Annotated in this window: 21 protein-coding genes; 16 read left to right on the forward strand and 5 right to left on the reverse strand. The window is 70.7% G+C overall.

The features are described 5' to 3' along the window. Positions 1-440, forward strand: a 440-nt coding sequence (locus tag DIE02_RS26085; RefSeq protein WP_148093145.1) for a TerC family protein, incomplete at its 5' end; no start/stop codon positions are given. A gap of 61 nt (positions 441-501) precedes the next feature. Continuing rightward, on the forward strand, positions 502-804 hold the full coding sequence (locus DIE02_RS26090; protein ID WP_124523580.1) for a zf-TFIIB domain-containing protein: 303 nt from the start codon (positions 502-504) through the stop codon (positions 802-804). Positions 805-925: 121 nt separating this feature from the next. On the opposite strand, the gene DIE02_RS26095 is transcribed toward DIE02_RS26090, so the two are convergent. Beyond that, positions 926-1,342, reverse strand: coding sequence for an Hsp20/alpha crystallin family protein (locus tag DIE02_RS26095; protein ID WP_044844923.1), 417 nt, complete (start codon positions 1,340-1,342; stop codon positions 926-928). A gap of 16 nt (positions 1,343-1,358) precedes the next feature. Continuing rightward, complete coding sequence (locus DIE02_RS26100; RefSeq protein WP_044844922.1) at positions 1,359-1,799, reverse strand: Hsp20/alpha crystallin family protein; 441 nt, start codon at positions 1,797-1,799, stop codon at positions 1,359-1,361. Positions 1,800-2,044: 245 nt separating this feature from the next. On the opposite strand from DIE02_RS26100, the gene DIE02_RS26105 reads away from it, so the two are divergent. Then, complete coding sequence (locus tag DIE02_RS26105; protein ID WP_124487560.1) at positions 2,045-2,962, forward strand: 3-hydroxyacyl-CoA dehydrogenase NAD-binding domain-containing protein; 918 nt, start codon at positions 2,045-2,047, stop codon at positions 2,960-2,962. Positions 2,963-3,000: 38 nt separating this feature from the next. Here the strand turns inward: DIE02_RS26105 and DIE02_RS26110 are convergent, their stop codons facing one another. Together DIE02_RS26110 and DIE02_RS26115 are read right to left on the reverse strand one after the other, a co-directional pair. Then, positions 3,001-3,282 carry a DUF4148 domain-containing protein gene (locus DIE02_RS26110; RefSeq protein WP_124523578.1) on the reverse strand — a complete coding sequence of 94 codons (282 nt, stop codon included), beginning with the start codon at positions 3,280-3,282 and terminating at the stop codon, positions 3,001-3,003. A gap of 171 nt (positions 3,283-3,453) precedes the next feature. Beyond that, a complete protein-coding gene (locus DIE02_RS26115; protein WP_039322076.1) occupies positions 3,454-4,302 on the reverse strand; it encodes a LysR substrate-binding domain-containing protein in 849 nt (282 codons plus the stop codon). Between the two features lie 333 nt (positions 4,303-4,635). On the opposite strand from DIE02_RS26115, the gene madL reads away from it, so the two are divergent. The 11 genes from madL (at position 4,636) to DIE02_RS26170 (ending at position 13,602) form a co-directional block, all read left to right on the forward strand. Next, positions 4,636-5,031 carry a malonate transporter subunit MadL gene (madL, locus tag DIE02_RS26120; RefSeq protein WP_124487562.1) on the forward strand — a complete coding sequence of 132 codons (396 nt, stop codon included), beginning with the start codon at positions 4,636-4,638 and terminating at the stop codon, positions 5,029-5,031. An 11-nt stretch (positions 5,032-5,042) separates the two neighbouring features. Continuing rightward, the gene (gene madM, locus DIE02_RS26125; RefSeq protein WP_124523577.1) at positions 5,043-5,810 is read left to right on the forward strand and encodes a malonate transporter subunit MadM; all 768 of its coding nucleotides are present in this window, start codon (positions 5,043-5,045) and stop codon (positions 5,808-5,810) included. 169 nt (positions 5,811-5,979) lie between these two features. Next, a complete protein-coding gene (mdcA, locus tag DIE02_RS26130) occupies positions 5,980-7,653 on the forward strand; it encodes a malonate decarboxylase subunit alpha (protein WP_124523575.1) in 1,674 nt (557 codons plus the stop codon). Between the two features lie 10 nt (positions 7,654-7,663). After that, positions 7,664-7,978 (forward strand): malonate decarboxylase acyl carrier protein, encoded by a 315-nt coding sequence (mdcC, locus tag DIE02_RS26135; protein WP_044844916.1) that lies wholly within the window; start codon positions 7,664-7,666, stop codon positions 7,976-7,978. Next, positions 7,975-8,910 (forward strand): biotin-independent malonate decarboxylase subunit beta, encoded by a 936-nt coding sequence (locus DIE02_RS26140; protein WP_124523573.1) that lies wholly within the window; start codon positions 7,975-7,977, stop codon positions 8,908-8,910. Before mdcC ends, DIE02_RS26140 begins: the two co-directional genes overlap by 4 nt. Then, entirely contained in the window at positions 8,897-9,604 is a 708-nt protein-coding gene (gene mdcE / locus DIE02_RS26145) for a biotin-independent malonate decarboxylase subunit gamma (protein WP_124523572.1), read from the forward strand. The genes DIE02_RS26140 and mdcE overlap by 14 nt, the downstream gene beginning before the upstream one ends. After that, positions 9,591-10,259 (forward strand): malonate decarboxylase holo-[acyl-carrier-protein] synthase, encoded by a 669-nt coding sequence (gene mdcG / locus DIE02_RS26150; protein ID WP_124523570.1) that lies wholly within the window; start codon positions 9,591-9,593, stop codon positions 10,257-10,259. The genes mdcE and mdcG overlap by 14 nt, the downstream gene beginning before the upstream one ends. Beyond that, positions 10,256-11,122 (forward strand): triphosphoribosyl-dephospho-CoA synthase MdcB, encoded by an 867-nt coding sequence (mdcB, locus tag DIE02_RS26155; protein ID WP_124523567.1) that lies wholly within the window; start codon positions 10,256-10,258, stop codon positions 11,120-11,122. Before mdcG ends, mdcB begins: the two co-directional genes overlap by 4 nt. Next, complete coding sequence (gene mdcH, locus DIE02_RS26160) at positions 11,119-12,051, forward strand: malonate decarboxylase subunit epsilon (protein ID WP_124523564.1); 933 nt, start codon at positions 11,119-11,121, stop codon at positions 12,049-12,051. Before mdcB ends, mdcH begins: the two co-directional genes overlap by 4 nt. 185 nt (positions 12,052-12,236) lie before the next feature. After that, on the forward strand, positions 12,237-12,758 hold the full coding sequence (locus DIE02_RS26165) for a phospholipase D-like domain-containing protein (protein WP_124523563.1): 522 nt from the start codon (positions 12,237-12,239) through the stop codon (positions 12,756-12,758). Between the two features lie 175 nt (positions 12,759-12,933). Next, positions 12,934-13,602: a phosphoribosyltransferase gene (locus tag DIE02_RS26170; protein WP_124487571.1), complete on the forward strand. Its 669-nt coding sequence runs from the start codon at positions 12,934-12,936 to the stop codon at positions 13,600-13,602. Here the strand turns inward: DIE02_RS26170 and phaZ are convergent. Continuing rightward, on the reverse strand, positions 13,589-14,812 hold the full coding sequence (gene phaZ / locus DIE02_RS26175; RefSeq protein ID WP_124523561.1) for a polyhydroxyalkanoate depolymerase: 1,224 nt from the start codon (positions 14,810-14,812) through the stop codon (positions 13,589-13,591). The genes DIE02_RS26170 and phaZ overlap by 14 nt on opposite strands. Before the next feature lie 182 nt (positions 14,813-14,994). Between phaZ and DIE02_RS26180 the strand changes: the two genes are divergently transcribed. Next, a complete protein-coding gene (locus DIE02_RS26180; RefSeq protein ID WP_124523559.1) occupies positions 14,995-15,624 on the forward strand; it encodes a glutathione S-transferase family protein in 630 nt (209 codons plus the stop codon). 343 nt (positions 15,625-15,967) lie between these two features. Further along, on the forward strand, positions 15,968-16,165 hold the full coding sequence (locus DIE02_RS26185) for a hypothetical protein (protein ID WP_044844954.1): 198 nt from the start codon (positions 15,968-15,970) through the stop codon (positions 16,163-16,165). The last annotated feature ends 42 nt before the right edge of the window (positions 16,166-16,207 follow it).

Consider the following 16,207-nt stretch of genomic DNA (forward strand, 5'->3'; position numbering starts at 1 on the left):
CCACCGAGATCCATCACCACGTGTCGCATGACGGCGACGGCGCGGGCGCGTCCGGCGGCGCGGCCGGCCTGACGATGTGGGCCGCGATCGGCCAGATCGTGATGCTCGACATCGTGTTCTCGATCGACAGCATCGTGACCGCGATCGGCATGACCGAGCACGTCCCGATCATGTTCGTCGCGGTGATCGTCGCGGTGTCCGTGATGCTGTTCGCCGCCCAGCCGCTCGCACGTTTCATCGACCGCAACCCGACCATCGTGATGCTCGCGCTGTCGTTCCTCGTCGTGATCGGCATGACGCTGATCGCGGAAGGCTTCGGGTCGCACGTGCCGAAGGGCTATATCTACGCGGCCATGGCGTTCTCGGCGTTCGTCGAGGGCATGAACATGCTGGCGCGGCGTGCGAAGGCGAAGCGCGTGGCGCGGCGCGAAGGTCATTGAGCCAAGCGGGCGGGACGTGGCCCGCCCGCGATTCGGAATGTCCGACGAAAGGAGAAACGCGATGAAATGTCCGGTCTGCAAGACGCCCGACCTGCTGATGGCCGAGCGGCAATCGATCGAGATCGACTACTGTCCGACGTGCCGCGGCGTGTGGCTCGATCGCGGCGAACTCGACAAGCTGATCGCGCGCGAAACCGGCGACGGGCCGGCGCGCCGCAACGAGGTGCCGGTGCGGCACGATGCGCAGGCGCCGCGCGGGCGTGACGACGGCTGGGGGCGCGACGGCCGCGTGCCCGACGACCGTTACCGGCACGACGGCCGGCGTCGCAAGAAGTCGGTGTTCGACCTGTTCGATTTCGATTGAACGCGACGGCGAGCGTGTACTGCTCGGCACATCGAAAAAAAGCCCCGCCGCGCGTCATGCCCGGCGGGGCTTCGTCATTCGTCATTCGTCATGCGCGTCGCGTGACGAACACGCGCCGACGTTACGCGTTGCCGGCCGTCACGTCGATGCGGCGCGGGCGCGTTTCCTCGCGGCGCGGAATCGTCAGCGTGAGCACGCCGTCGCGCAGGCTCGCATCGATCCGCGACGTGTCGAGGTCGGGGCTCAGCACGAACGTGCGCACGTAGCGCGGCGCGCGGACTTCGGCGTGACGCACGCGCAGGTCGGCCGGCGTGTCGATGCGTGTGTCGGCTTCGATCGTCAGCGTGTTGTCGTGCACCTTCACGTCGAGGTTTTCGCGCGGCACGCCGGGCAGGTCGGCACGCAGCGTGACGCGCTGCCTGTCTTCGACGATATCGACGGCCGGCGTGATCGCGGGCCGGCGCGCGGCTTCGGCGGCGGCTGCCTGCGCGGCACCGGTCTGGCGTTCGGTCAGGGTCTGGCTCTGGCTCGTATTCATATCGTTCTCCTGAAGGTTACTGAACGGTGATCGCGCGCGGCTTCGAGGCCTCGCGCCGGCCGACGCGAATCAGCAGGCAGCCGTTCTCATAGCGGGCGCTGACGTTGTCGGCGTCCGCGTTCTGCGGCAGCTCGACCACGCGGCGGAACGCGCCGTGAAAGCGCTCCTGCGCGTAGGTGCGTACGTCGTCGCCGGCGTCGTGCGGTGCGGGTTTGCGCTCGCCGCTGATCGTCAGCAGGTCCTTGTCGATCGAGACGTCGAAGTCGGCCGCGGCCATCCCGGGAGCGAACGCGACGATCTCGATCGCGTCGTCGGTCGCGCCGACGTTCAGCGCGGGGAACGCGCTCGGACGCACCGCGCGGATGCCGGTCGGGGGCTCGCCGAACAGGCTCGCCATCTGCCGCTGTACCCGGGCGAATTCGTCGAACAGGTCGTGACCGAAATGAATACCGCTCATGAGGATCCTCCGGAACATGAGACGCGAAAGACACGATGGCGCGACGCCGATGGCGAGTGCGACGCACGGTTTTCCGCTGAGTCGAAACGGGGGCAGTGCGCGTGACGGGCACTGCCTGGCAACGGGTAATTAGAGGCCGCCGCGGTCGTTTTCAAGAGGGAAAGTGCAATCGGCATCAACGCGTCGTGACGGGGATCGATGCGACAATCGTCGCGCTATCCACAGACCACGGAGACGGAACGGACATGGAGATTCAACGCATCGCGATCGTCGGGGCCGGCGTGATCGGCGCGAGCTGGGCGGCTTTCTATCTGTCGAAGGGCTTCGACGTCGTCGCGACCGATCCCGCACCACAGGCCGACGCGCGGCTGCGCGACGCGCTCGCGGCCTTCCTCGGCGAGCGGGCCGCCGAACTTTCCGCGCGGCTGTCGTTCGACGCCGATCTCGTGCGCGCGCTCGACGGCGTCGATTTCGTGCAGGAAAACGGCCCCGAGCGGCTCGACCTGAAGCGCGCGCTGTACCGGCAGATGGACGACGTGCTGCCCGCGCGCGTGCCGATCGCGTCGAGCTCGTCGGGCCTGAAGATGTCCGAGATCCAGACCGCGTGCGACAGGCATCCGGAACGCTGCCTGATCGCGCATCCGTTCAACCCGCCGCACCTGATTCCGCTCGTCGAGCTGGTCGGCGGCAGCGCGACCGACCCGAGCGTGATCGCGCGCGTGAAGGCGTTCTACGACGCACTCGGCAAGCAGACGATCGTGCTCAACAAGGAGATGACCGGCCACGTCGCGAACCGGCTCGCGGCCGCGCTGTTTCGCGAGGTGTATCACCTCGTCGGCGAAGGCGTGGTGAGTGTCGCCGATGCGGACAAGGCGGTCGCGTGGGGGCCGGGCCTGCGCTGGGGCTTGATGGGGCAGTGCCTGACCTATCACCTCGGCGGTGGCGCGGGCGGGATCGCACACTTCCTCGAACACCTGTCGGGGCCGATCACGACGTGGTGGGACGACCTCGGCACGCCGTCGTTCGATCCGGCCGTCGATCGCAAGCTGAACGACGAACTGCGCGCGATCCAGGGCGAGCGTTCGATGCAGGAACTGGCGGCCGAGCGCGACCGGCTGCTCGTCGAGCTGATCGACGCGCGGCGCCGCAGCTTCCTGCCCTGAGCGCGTCGCCGCGCGGCGTTCCGGTCGCGCCGGGAAGGCTATTGCTGCACGGCCGTTTGCGGTGCCGGCTGCGGCGTCTGCGCGAGCCACGCGGGCAGCGCGGCCTGCACCAGTTCGCGATTGCGCGCGCGCGTCGCGGTATCCGGCGGATAGTTACCGTCGTTGGTCGGCAATTCGCCGTCGAGGTAGGCCTGCTTCAGCTGGGCGACGACTTCCGCGCGCGTGAGGCCCTGCGCGGGGGCGGCGGCATCGGTTTGCGCAAAGGCGGGGGACAGCAGCGCGGCTGCGGCGGCCGCGACGGCGATTCGCACGACGTTCATGGTGTGCTCCGATCAAGGGGACGGGACAGCGGACGCGCGGCACACTGCCGTGCGTTCCGATGCGGCCCATTGTCGCGAGCGGGGACTGCGCGGACGCTGACGTGTTCCGGGCAAGATGGTCAGTTGCGCGCGAACACCGCGGCGGCGTTGGCGTGAAGGCGGCAGCCAGCCTTACAGCTCGGCCGCCGCCGCGATCAGCGTCGCTTCGAGCGCGAGCGTCGAGCGCGACGCGGCCGCCGGCCGGTCGATCACGTATTCGAGTTCGCCGAGTTCGGGGAGCCCCGCGTCGAGCCGCGCGAGCCCGGCCGGAATCACGTAGCCGGCGAACGCGCTGACGCCGAGCCCCGCGCTCGCGGCCGCGCGCAGCACCGCGATGCTGCTGCTCACGACGGCGATCCGGTAAGGGCGGCCGACCGCCTCGAGCGACTCGAGCACGCGGCGGCGCGATACGCTCGGCTCCGGATGCATCGCGAGCGGCAGCACGGCCTCGTGGCCGGTGATCCGCGAATCGGGGCCGGTGCACCAGTACAGCGGTTCGCTGCGGATCACGCGGCCGCGCCGGCTGCCCGCGACGCGTTTCGCGAACACGAGGTCGTGACGGCCTTCGTCGAGCGCATCGAACAGGTCGCCCGACAGCCCGGTCGAGATCGCCAGCTCGACTTCCGGATTGCGCTGCACGAAGCTCGCGAGCGCGGCCGTCAGGTGCGCGGACGCGAAATCCTCCGACATCGCGAGCCGCACCTTGCCCGACAGCGGCGGGCCACACACCGACGTGACGGCCTCGTCCATCAGCTCGAGGATGCGCACCGCGTAGCGGAACAGTGCATCGCCGTGCTGCGACAGGTGCACGTTGCGCGTGTCGCGCTCGAACAGCGGCCGGTCGAGCAGCTCCTCGAGGCGGCGAATGTGCTGGCTGACGGTCGACTGCGACAGGCTCACGCGTTCGGACGCGGCGGTGAAACTGCCGGACTGGGCGACGGCGACGAAGCTGCGCAGCAGCTCGGGCGGTAATGGACGCATTGCTAAATCCACTGAATCGGTTTCGACAACTTCATAAATGGCCGGATGGTGCGGCGCTAGTATCGGATCACGCGCTGGTGCGGCCCATGCAAACGGGGCGCACCGGACGCGTAGCCCGTGTCGCGCCGCCGGCTCCATCGGTCAGTCTAAGCCATCCGGCGTCCGGCCCGAAACCGCATCATCCCATCGACCGCCTGAGAACGCGCTCGCACGACGAGCCGCCGGGCCGCGGCGCCCCGCCGCAGGAGACACCCAGTCCGCGCCCGGAACCGGCATGCGGGCCCGACTCCCGCACGCGTCAGGCACCCGTCACGAAGAGACTGGAGACGACTCATGATCATCTACGGAACCGCGCTGCTGGCGTTCTGCCATCTGGCCGGACTGTTCCTCGGCGACCTGCTGGGCGCAGCGATCGGCGTGAAGACCAACGTCGGCGGCGTCGGCATCGCGATGCTGCTGCTGATCTGCCTGCGCCTGTGGCTGCACCGGCGCGGCTGGCTGCCGAAGGAGACCGAGGCCGGCGTCGGTTTCTGGGGCGCGATGTACATCCCGGTCGTCGTCGCGATGGCCGCGAACCAGAACGTCGTCGCCGCGCTGAAGGGCGGGCCGGTCGCGCTGCTCGCCGCCATCGGCGCGGTCGCGATCTGCGCATGCTGCATCGCGGTACTCGTGCGCACCGGGCGCGACGACACGGCCTTCGCGGGCATTCCCCAATTCGAAGAACAGTAACGGAGGCCGCCATGCTGCAGATGCTCGAAAAAACCGTCGCCCACAACGGGCTCGTCGCGTCGTTCGCGCTGGTCGGCCTGATCATGTGGCTGTCGTCGCTCGCGTCGCGCAAGCTCACCTTCGGCCGCGTGCACGGCTCCGCGATCGCGATCGTGATCGGCCTCGTGCTTGCGTACGTCGGCGGCGCGTTCACCGGCGGCGAGAAGGGGCTGGCCGACGTCAAGCTGTTCGCCGGCGTCGGCCTGATGGGCGGCGCGATGCTGCGCGATTTCGCGATCGTCGCGACCGCGTTCGAAGTGCAGCCGACCGAGGCGCGCAAGGCCGGCCTCGTCGGCGTCGTGTCGCTGCTGCTCGGCACCGTGCTGCCGTTCATCGTCGGCGCGTGCATCGCGCGCGCGTTCGGCTATACCGATGCGGTCAGCATGACGACCATCGGCGCGGGCGCGGTCACCTACATCGTCGGGCCCGTCACGGGCGCCGCGATCGGCGCGAGCTCCGACGTGATCGCGCTCAGCATCGCGACAGGCCTCGTGAAGGCGATCATCGTGATGGTCGGCACGCCGGTCGCGGCGAACTTCATGGGCCTGAAGACGCCGCGCTCCGCGATGATCTTCGGCGGCCTCGCCGGCACCGTGAGCGGCGTGAGCGCGGGCCTCGCGGCGACGGATCGCCGGCTCGTGCCGTACGGCGCGCTGGTCGCGACGTTCCATACCGGCGTCGGCTGCCTGCTCGGGCCGTCGGTGCTGTTCTTCACGACGCGCGCGCTGGTCGGCGCATAGCCGCCCAAGCGTGCGATCCGGGCGACCGGTGCGCAAGCGCCGGCGCGCGCGGGCCGCGGCGGGGCCGCATCCATCGCGGCGTCCTCTGAGTCGCATTCGTCAACATCATCAATCGGCGGCGGCGCCAGGCTTAGAATGCCGCTGAACCATCGAAGCGGGAGAACTGTTCATGACGGGATGGAATCACGCGCGGCAGGCGCGCGATGCACGCCTCGCGGCCGGCGCGGCTTTCGCGTGGCCCAAGGCCACTTCCTCCGGGGCGCGCGGCAAGCGGGTCGATGCGCGCGACACCGTCGCGTTGCTCGAAGCGGTGCTGCGGCCCGGCGACCGCGTTTGCCTCGAAGGCGACAACCAGAAGCAGGCCGACCTGCTCGCCACCGCGCTCGCCGACGTCGACAGCGCGAAGATCCACGACCTTCACATGGTGCAGTCGGGCGTCGTGCTGCCCGAGCATCTCGACGTGTTCGAGCGCGGCATCGCGAAGCGGCTCGACTTCGCGTATTCGGGCCCGCAGTCGCAGCGCATCGCGAAGCTGCTGTTCGGCGGCAAGATCGCGCTCGGCGCGGTGCACACCTATCTTGAACTGTTCGCCCGCTACTTCATCGATCTCACGCCGCAGGTCGCGCTGATCGCGGCGGTCAGCGCCGATGCCGACGGCAACCTGTACACCGGCCCGAACACGGAAGACACGCCGACCGTCGTCGAGGCCACCGCGTTCAAGGACGGCATCGTGATCGCGCAGGTCGACCGCATCGTCGACAAGGTGCCGCGCGTCGACATTCCGGGCGACCGCGTGCATTTCGTCGTCGAGGCCGGCCGGCCGTTCTACGTCGAGCCGCTGTTCACGCGCGACCCGGCCGCGATCACCGAGACCCAGATCCTGACCGCGATGCTCGCGATCAAGGGCATCTACGAACCGTACGGGATCAAGCGCCTGAACCACGGGATCGGCTTCAACACGGCCGCGATCGAGCTGCTGCTGCCGACCTACGGCGCGAAGCTCGGGCTGAAGGGCAAGGTCTGCACGCACTGGGCGCTCAATCCGCACCCGACGCTGATTCCCGCGATCGAATCGGGCTGGGTCGAGCAGATTCACTGCTTCGGCTCCGAAGTCGGGATGGACGACTACATCCGCGCGCGCTCCGACGTATGGTTCACGGGCCCCGACGGGTCGCTGCGCTCGAACCGCGCGTTCTGCCAGACCGCCGGCCTCTACGCATGCGACATGTTCATCGGCTCGACGCTGCAGATCGACCTGTCCGGCCATTCGTCGACGGTCACGGCCGAGCGGATCGCCGGGTTCGGCGGTGCGCCGAACATGGGCAGCGACGCGCGCGGCCGGCGCCATCCGAGCGAGCCGTGGCTGAAGGCCGGCGCGGAAGCCGACCCCGACACGCCGGCGGCGCTCAGGCGCGGCCGCAAGCTGGTCGTGCAGATCGGCGAGACGTTCGGCGACAAGAACGTGCCGATGTTCGTCGAGAAGCTCGACGCGCTGAAGCTCGCCGACAAGCTGCAGCTCGACCTCGCGCCGATCATGGTCTACGGCGACGACGTCACGCACATCGTCACCGAGGAAGGGATCGCGAACCTGCTGATGTGCCGCGACAAGGACGAACGCGAGCACGCGATCCGCGGCGTGGCCGGCTATACGGGAGTCGGCCGCGGCCGCGATCGCAGGCTGGTCGAGCGGCTGCGCGAGCGCGGCGTGATCCGCCGCCCGGAGGATCTCGGCATCGATCCGCTCGACGCCGACCGCCGCTGGCTTGCCGCACGCTCAATCAAGGATCTCGTGCACTGGTCGGGCGGCCTGTATGCGCCGCCGGCCCGGTTCCGCAACTGGTGAGGAAGATGGCATGGAACAGTTGAACTATCGCTTCACCGCGCGCGAACGCGCGCAGGGCGAACTGGCCACGGCGCTCGTCGGCGTGGTCGCGTCCGGCAATCTCGAGGTGCTCGTCGAGCGCGTGCTGCCGGGCAACGAATGCGAGATCGACATCCGCACCGCGGCGGTCGGTTTCGGCGCGGTGTGGCAGGCCGTCGTGTCGGACTTCGTCGAACGGCGCGCGCCGGGCGGCCTGAAGCTGTCGATCAACGACGGCGGCGCGCGGCCCGACATGGTGTCGCTGCGGCTCGCGCAGGCCGTGCGAGCGATCGAGGGAGGCGCATGATGACCGACGCGATCCACGACGCACCCGCATTCGTCGCGAACCGCGCGAGCTGGTACGAAGCGTCGGCGCGCCAGCGCGTCGACGGGCTGCTCGACGCGGGCAGCTTCACCGAATTTCTCGGACCGGGCGATCGTGTGACGAGCCCGCACTTGCCGCTGTTCGACCTGCCGCAGCAGTTCGACGACGGCATGGTGGTCGGCCGCGGCCGGCTCGACGGCAAGCCGGTGTTGGTCGCCGCGCAGGAGGGCCGCTTCATGGGCGGCGCGTTCGGCGAGGTACACGGCGCGAAGCTCACGGGGCTGCTGCGTGCGGCGCGCGACCTCGGCACGCCGGTGCTGATCCTGTTCGATACGGGTGGCGTGCGGCTGCAGGAAGCGAATGCGGGCGAACTGGCGATCGCCGAGATCATGCGTGCGCTCGTCGAGGCACGCGCGGCCGGCGTGCCGGTGATCGGGCTGATCGGCGGGCGCGCGGGCTGCTACGGCGGCGGCGGCCTGCTCGCCGCGTGCTGTTCGGCGCTCGCGGTGTCCGAGCAGGGGCGCATCAGCGTGTCGGGGCCCGAGGTGATCGAGACCAATCGCGGCGTCGAGGAATTCGATGCGAAGGACCGTGCGCTGATCTGGCGCACGATGGGCGGCAAGCATCGCCGTCTGATCGGCGGCGCGGACCGCTACGTGGCCGATACGCCCGACGCGTTTCGCGCGGCCGCGCTCGACCTGATTGGCCGTGCGCCGAACTTCGACGCGCCGATGCTGCGCGCGGAGCAGGCGCGTCTCGAAGCGCGCGTCGAACGGTTCGGCGCATGCAAGGACGCGCTCGACGTGTGGCGCGCGCTCGGCGCGAGCGAGCCGGAAGCGATTCCCGGCATGCCCGACGATGAATTCGCGAAGCTCGCCGATCAACTGCAGGAGGCGCAGCATGACGCTCGATGAAGTACTGACCTCGCTGTTCCCGAACGGCCACGCGATCCCGCGGACCGGCGGCTTGCTGGCGGGCCACGCTGATCTGACCGGCACGCGCGTCGACGTGATCGGCGTCGCCGATCGTCTGCCGTTCGGCATCGACGAAGCGGTGACGCTCGCGTCGCACGTGCTCGACACGATCGGGCGCGGCGGCGACACGCCGATTCTCGTGCTCGTCGACAGCGACAGCCAGCGGATGAGCAAGCGCGACGAACTGCTCGGCCTGAACGAAGGCTTGTCGCATCTCGCGAAATGCCTGATGCACGCGGAGCTCGCCGGGCACCGGACGATCGGCCTGCTGTACGGCCATACGGCTGCGGGCGCGTTCATCGCGACCGCGCTCGCGACGCGCACGCTGCTCGCGGTGCCGGGCGCGGAGCCGGAAGTGATGGACCTGCCGTCGATGTCGCGCGTGACGAAGCTGCCGATCGACGTGCTGAAGGAGATGGCGTGCTCGACGCCGGTGTTCGCGCCGGGGCTCGACAACCTCGTGAAGATGGGCGCCGTCGACGCCGTGCTCGACCCGGCCCGCGCGCTCGACGCGCAGGTCGCCGAATGGCTCGGCAAGCCGGCCGATCGCAACGACGTGCGTGCGGCGCGCGGCCGGCCGGTCGCGGCCGACGTCGCGCGGCGTGTCGAGGCACTCGCGCGTGCCGCACGCTGACACGCCGCTGCGCCGCCACACGCTCGTCACGCTGACGGCGGCCGGGTGGGGCGCGGCCTGCGCGCGCGATCCCGCGCTGGCGGCCGATCCGCTCGTGCAGGCGTGGGCCGCGCACGGCTGGCCGCTGATCGTGCGCCGCGCGTCGCCCGACGAGGCCGATGCGGGGCGCATCCCGCTCGGCTTGCCGCTGCCGCCTTCGGCGGGCAAGCGGCGCATTGCAATGAACGTCGCCGCCGACGCGCTCGCGTCGGTCGGTCGGCTGCCCACGCTCTCTGATGTGCTCGCTGTCGCGCCCGACGCATGGCACGCGACGCTGCGCGACCTGGCTGCGCTCGGCGCCCGCTGCGGCGTGCAGGGCCGCGTATTCGGCAGCCTCGCATGGCAGGCGCTGACGGGCGAGCGCTACCTGAGCGCGTCGTCCGATCTCGACCTCGTGTTTCCGCTGCCGGACGCCGCATCGCTCGCCGCGCTGCTCGACGGCCTGGCGACACTCGACGCACGCGCGCCGATGCGCATCGACGGCGAACTGCTGCGCGACGACGGCGCCGGCGTGAACTGGCGCGAGCTGCATGCGCGGCTGCCTGAAGTCGCGGTCAAGACTGCAATCGCCGTCGAATTGATGCCTGCCGACGCATTCACCGGAGGCACGCGATGAGTGCGTGGGCCGCCTGCCGCGCGCCGGTGCCGTCCGATGCCGAGCGCATCGCCGAACTCGCCGAGCACAGCCTCGTGCTGGAAATCGACACCTATCCGAAGCCGGGCCTAGTCAGTCACGTCGACGCCGGCAGTCACGCGGACATGGATGCCATGATGTTCGTGCGCAGCGCTGCCGTGCTGCGGCCGTACTTCGCGGAGCTCGCCGAAGCCGGTGCGCGTGACGCCGACATGGCCGTGCTGCGCAAGATCGGGCTGCGCGCGGAACACGCGATGCTTGCCGCGACCGGCGGCGTCAACACGCATCGCGGCGCGATCTTCGGGCTCGGGCTGCTGTGCGCGGCCGCCGGCCGCCGCACGGTGCCGGGCGCCGCGGCACGCACGCTGACGCTCGGCGCGTTCGTCGCGCGGCGCTGGGGCACCGAGATCCTCGGCGGCCCGCGGCTGCCCGACAGTCACGGCGAGCGCGCGAGCCGCCGCTACGGCGTCGGCGGCGCGCGTCGCGAGGCGGCCGACGGGTTCACGACCGTGTACGACGTCGGGCTGCCGGCCCTGCGCCGCGCGCGGCGCTGCATGCCGGACGATCCGGAGGCCGCGCGCGTCGACGCCTGCTTCGCGCTGATCGCCGCGCTCGACGATACCAACCTGCTGCACCGCGGCGGGCAGGCCGGCCTCGATTTCGCGCGCGCCACGGCACGCGCATTCGTTGCCCGCGGCGGCATCCGCGCCCGCGACTGGCGACTGCGAGCGGCCGCCGCGCACCGCGCGTTCGTCGCGCGCCGGCTGAGCCCGGGCGGCGCGGCCGACCTGCTGGCGATGAGCGTGTTCGTCGATGCGCTCGAGACGGACGAGGAGGGACGATGACGCTGGCGATCCTCTGTTCGGGGCAAGGTGCGCAGCGTGCGGACATGTTCGAGCTGACCGGCGCGGTGCCGCAAGCCGATGCGCTGTTCGCGCACGCCGGCCGGCTCCTCGGCGACGATCCGCGCGACTGGGTGCGGCACGCCGAACCGGATGCGCTGCGCGAGAACCGCGCTGCGCAGATCCTCTGCACGGTGCAGGCGCTTGCGGCGACGATGTTGCTCGAGGCGATGTGGCCGCGGCGTCGTTGCGTCGCGGGGTACAGCGTCGGCGAAGTCGCATCGTGGAGCGTCGCGGGGATGATCGATCCGCACGACGCGCTGGCGCTGGCCGAGGCGCGCGCGCGCGCCATGGATGCCGCGAGCGGCGGCGATGAACGGATGGCATTCGTGCGCGGGCTCACGCGTGCGCGGCTCGCGCAACTCTGCGACGGCCGCGATGCGGCGATCGCGATCGCCAATCCGGGCGATGCTTACGTGCTGGCCGGGCGGCAGGCCGACGTCGCCGCGGTGGCCGACGCCGCCGCACGCGACGGTGCGCTGCGTGTCGCGCCCGTGTGCGTGCGGATCGCGTCGCACACGCACCGGCTCGCGGCGGCGGTGCCCGCGTTTCGCGCATCGCTGGCCGCTGTCAACGTGCGCCGGCCGCCGCCCGGCACGCGACTGTTTTCGGGGATCGACGGCGCGTCGGTGCTCGATGTCGACGCCGGGCTCGACAAGCTCGCGCGCCAGATCGCGGAGCCGGTCGAGTGGGCGGCCTGCCTGGCCGCGTGCGTCGAGGCCGGCGCGACCGCGTTTCTCGAACTCGGCCCGGGCCGCGCACTGGCCGAGATGGCGGGCACCGCGTATCCGGCGCTGCCGGCCCGCAGCGTCGCGGATTTCCGTTCCGTCGACGGTATCGCGAGCTGGCTCGCGCGCGTCGCGGCCGGCTGACCGGCGGCGTGCAAGCGGCCGGATCACGCGCCGGAACCGCTTCAAGTCCGCTTCGAATTCCGCTTCGAATTCCGCTTCGAAATCCGCTTCGAAATCCGCCTGCCGACCGGTCGTTCCGCGCCGGGTGTTGCGCCGGCGCAGCAGCGCTGCAGCAGGCGCTTGTCATGCGAATTGGCGTCGCTACAATGGCGCCCGCCATGAGACCAGCCGCCTTCCTCGTCACCGCGCTTTGCTGCGCGGCGACCGCCCACGCCAGCCCGATTCCGTCCGACGCCGCCGCGGTCGGCAGGTACTTTTCGTATGACAATGCGGCGGCCGACGCGACCGTCGACCTGATCGGTCAGGCGCAGCGTCGCGTGCTGCTGGCCGGCTACGCGTACGTGCCGCCCGCGGTCGCGGCGGCGCTGCGCGCGGCGCGTTCGCGCGGGATCGACGTGCGGGTCGTGCTGGTGCGCTCGTCGCGCGCGGGCAAGTACAGCGGCGCGGGCTATCTGAAATCGGCCGGCATCGACGTCGCGATCGATTCGCGGCACGGCGACCCCGCACCGCGTTTCGTGATCGTCGACGACAGCGTCGCGCTGACGACGCTGTCCGACGACGCGGCCGCGCACGCGGAAACGGTCAACGTGTTCCAGCGCGCGCCGGAACTCGCGCAGTCGTACGCGCAGTCGTTCTGGCGGCTGTATCGGCAGGCCGGCGGGCTCTGAGCGCGTGACGGCAGCCCGCCCCGGGCGAACGCCATCCATCCTTGTCAGTGCCGCGATCCGCCTGCCGCGCACGCCGGTATGACCCCGCTTGCATCGGCGTGTCCGATGAACCATGCTCGTTGAACAGGTGCCGGCGCGCAGGTCGCGCATCCGGCCCAACGGCAGGGAGCCGATCTTGACCGAGTGTTTTGCCGATCGCGCCGACGCGGGTCGTCAGCTTGCGCTCGCGCTGCACGACTATGCGGGGCGTCGCGACGTCGTCGTGCTCGCGCTGCCGCGCGGCGGCGTACCGGTTGCATTCCCGATCGCGCAGGCGCTGCGCGCGCCGCTCGACGTGCTGGTCGTGCGCAAGCTCGGCATGCCCTCCGATCCCGAATTCGCGATCGGCGCGATCGCGACCGGCGGGGCGATCCACCTGCAGCACGCGGCGATCCGCGCGATGGGCGTGTCCGATTCCCAGTTGGCCGACGTGATCGTGCGCGAGACCGCCGAACTGCAGCGCCGCGACACGCTGTATCGCGGCGCGCGGCCGCCGCTGCCGGTCGACGGGCGCATCGCGATCGTCGTCGACGACGGCATCGCGACCGGCGCGTCGATGCGCGTCGCACTGCAGGCGCTGCGCAAGCGCCATCCCGCGCGCATCGTGGTCGCCGCACCCGTCGCGCCGGCCGGCGCCCAGCATGCGTTCGACGATCTGGCCGATGCGTTCGTGACGGTGTCGCAGCCGCTGCGCTTCTTCGGGATCAGCCAGTTCTACGCGCGTTTCGACCAGACCGGCGACGACGAGGTGCGCGCGCTCCTCGATGCTGCCCGCGGACCGGACGACGACCTCACGTCCGCCTGACCCGGCGCCGGCGCGATATCGGACGAACGGTTTCCGCCTGCGCGAACACGCGCTGCAGCGCCGGATGGACGTTGCCGTGCCAGCGCGTGCCCGTGAACAGCCCGTAGTGATCGCAGTCGTCGATATCGAGACGCTGGCGCTCGCCGGCCTTGAGGCCGCGGCACATGTCGAGTGCCGCATGCGTCTGGCCGGCGCCGGTGACGGCGTCGCAACCGCCTTCGACCGTCAGCAGCGCGACGCCGCGCAGCGCGGCCGGCTCCACGCGCTGGCCGCCGACTTGCCACGTGCCGTTCGCGAGGCACATCCGCTGGAACACGATATCGACGGTGTCCAGGAAGTATTCGGCCGGCATGTCGAGCAGCGCCGTGTATTCGCGCAGCGCGCGCCGCGCGTCCGCCAGCGCCGTCAGGTCGAAGTGCGACGCGGCGCGCGCGTAGTCCTCGATCAGCGTCAGGAAGCGTTGCGGATACAGCAGCGCGATCTCGCCCTGCTGAAGATAGGTCGGGAACACGTGCCGGCCACGGCCGGGGAAGCGGGGCGGCACGATGTCGATCAGGTGGCGGCGGCACCACGTGAGCGAACGGGACGCGGCCGTGGTGCCGAGCGTGGTCGGGTTGATGCGTGCGTCGAGCGGCCCGCCGATCAGCGTGACGCTCGCGGGCGGTGCGTGGCCGCGCGCGGCGCGCAGCGCGAGTGCGCCGAGTGCGGGAACGGTGGCCTGGCATACGGCGACGACATGCAGCGGCCGGTCGTCGCGGGCGAGCGCGTCGACGAAGCCGTCGAGCGTCGCCACGTACTCGTCGAGCCCGAAGCGGCCCGCCGCGAGCGGGACGTCGCGCGCATTGACCCAGTCGGTCACGCAGACGTCGCCGTCCGCGAGCAGCGCCTCGACGGTCTCCCGCATCATCACGGCCGCGTGCCCCGCTAGCGGCGCGCACAGCAGCACCGCGCGCCGCGCATCGTCGCGTGCGAAGCGCCGCAACTGACAGAACGGCGTGCGCGCGACGATCCGCTCGTCGACGGCCGGCCGCCGGATCTCGAAGCGCGGCGGCCCGGCGGCCGGCCCGAGGAGCGGTTCGAACAGGTCGTCGTAGCACGACGACACGGCGTGCGGCAGCGTCGCGGCGGGCCATACGTCGAACGCGTGGCGCGTCGCGTCGCGCCAGGCGCGCATCCATTCCCGCTGCTGCTCGACGACGTCGTACCACATGGCGAACCTCGAGGCGGAAGGGGGATGAATCTGCATTATGGTCACTCCGGGCGCGCAGCGGGTGTCGGAAACGTGACCGGACGACGCGGATTTCGCCGCGCATTTCGGCGGCATCGCGCTAGGCACCGGCGCACGGCGCTGCTACAGTCGTCGGTCCCATTCCCTCAAGCGGAGCGTTTGCGATGAAGCTGATCGGCATGCTGGATTCCCCGTTCGTGCGCCGTGTCGCCATATCGGCGAAGCTGCTCGACCTGCCGTTCGAACACGAGTCGGTCTCGGTGTTTCGTCAGTTCGACCGGTTCCGGTCGTTCAGCCCGGTCGTGAAGGCGCCGACGCTCGTGACCGACGACGGTGCGACGCTGCTCGATTCGTCGCTGATCGTCGACTACCTCGACCATCGCGTCGCGCCGGAGCGGCGCCTGTTGCCGGACGCCGCCGACGCGCGGCTGCGCACGCTGGTGCCGGTCGGCCTCGCGCTGGCGGCGGCCGAGAAGACGGTGCAGGTGGTGTACGAGCACGCTTTGCGGCCGACCGACAAGCAGCACGCGCCCTGGCTCGAGCGCGTGCTGAGCCAGCTCGAGGCCGCGTACGGCGAACTCGAGCCGCTCGTCGCGGCCGCGAACGGCTGGTTCGGCGGCGCGCGGCTGCTGCAGTCCGACGTGACCGTCGCCGTCGCCTGGCGCTTCACGCAATTCATGGCGGCCGATTACCCGGCGCTCGCGCGGATCGATCCGGCCCGGTATCCGGCGCTGGCCGCGCATTCGGCGCGTGCGGAAGCGCTGCCGGCGTTTCTCGAGACGCCGCTCGCCTGAATCCGGCGTCGATCGCGGCGGCACCGGAACGACGGCGGGCGAGGGCGGCGCGTCCGGCCCCGCCGCGTCGGAACCGGGCCGGCATTCGGCGCGTATCGACCCAACCGCAGTCCGCGGTGCGTCCGACCGCGCGTTATTGTTCGGCGCGACGTGCTGAAAACCACGTCGCGCCGCTGCGTCTTATGCGCCCGCGCGCTCGTGCGCTGCCCGCCCGGCCCCGTCCGGCAAGGACGTGCCGATTGTTCTCCGCCGCTGACAAGTGACTTCGCAATCGCGCTGTTTATCCGGATGCGGGCCGTCCCTAGAATCCACTCCATCGAATATGCATTGCCTGATGGAGCCGATGATGAGAGCGCTGATCGAATCGAGTCTGTACCACCCGTCCGTCGTGTTGCCGCTTGCCGCGCTGACGCAGCTGATGGTCGAGCGCGACTTCAATCTCGGCCAGGTCGGCCTGATCGTCGCCGCGCGCGGCGCCCAGGCAGCCGTGTCGCGTTCGCGTGCGCTGATCTTCTGCCGCCACTGCGAAGCGCACGCATGAACCCGCGTCGCATCGTCGGATGAAAAAACGCCCGGCCGGCGT

It is taken from the genome of Burkholderia sp. Bp8991 (assembly GCF_003853795.1).
Lineage (GTDB): Bacteria > Pseudomonadota > Gammaproteobacteria > Burkholderiales > Burkholderiaceae > Burkholderia.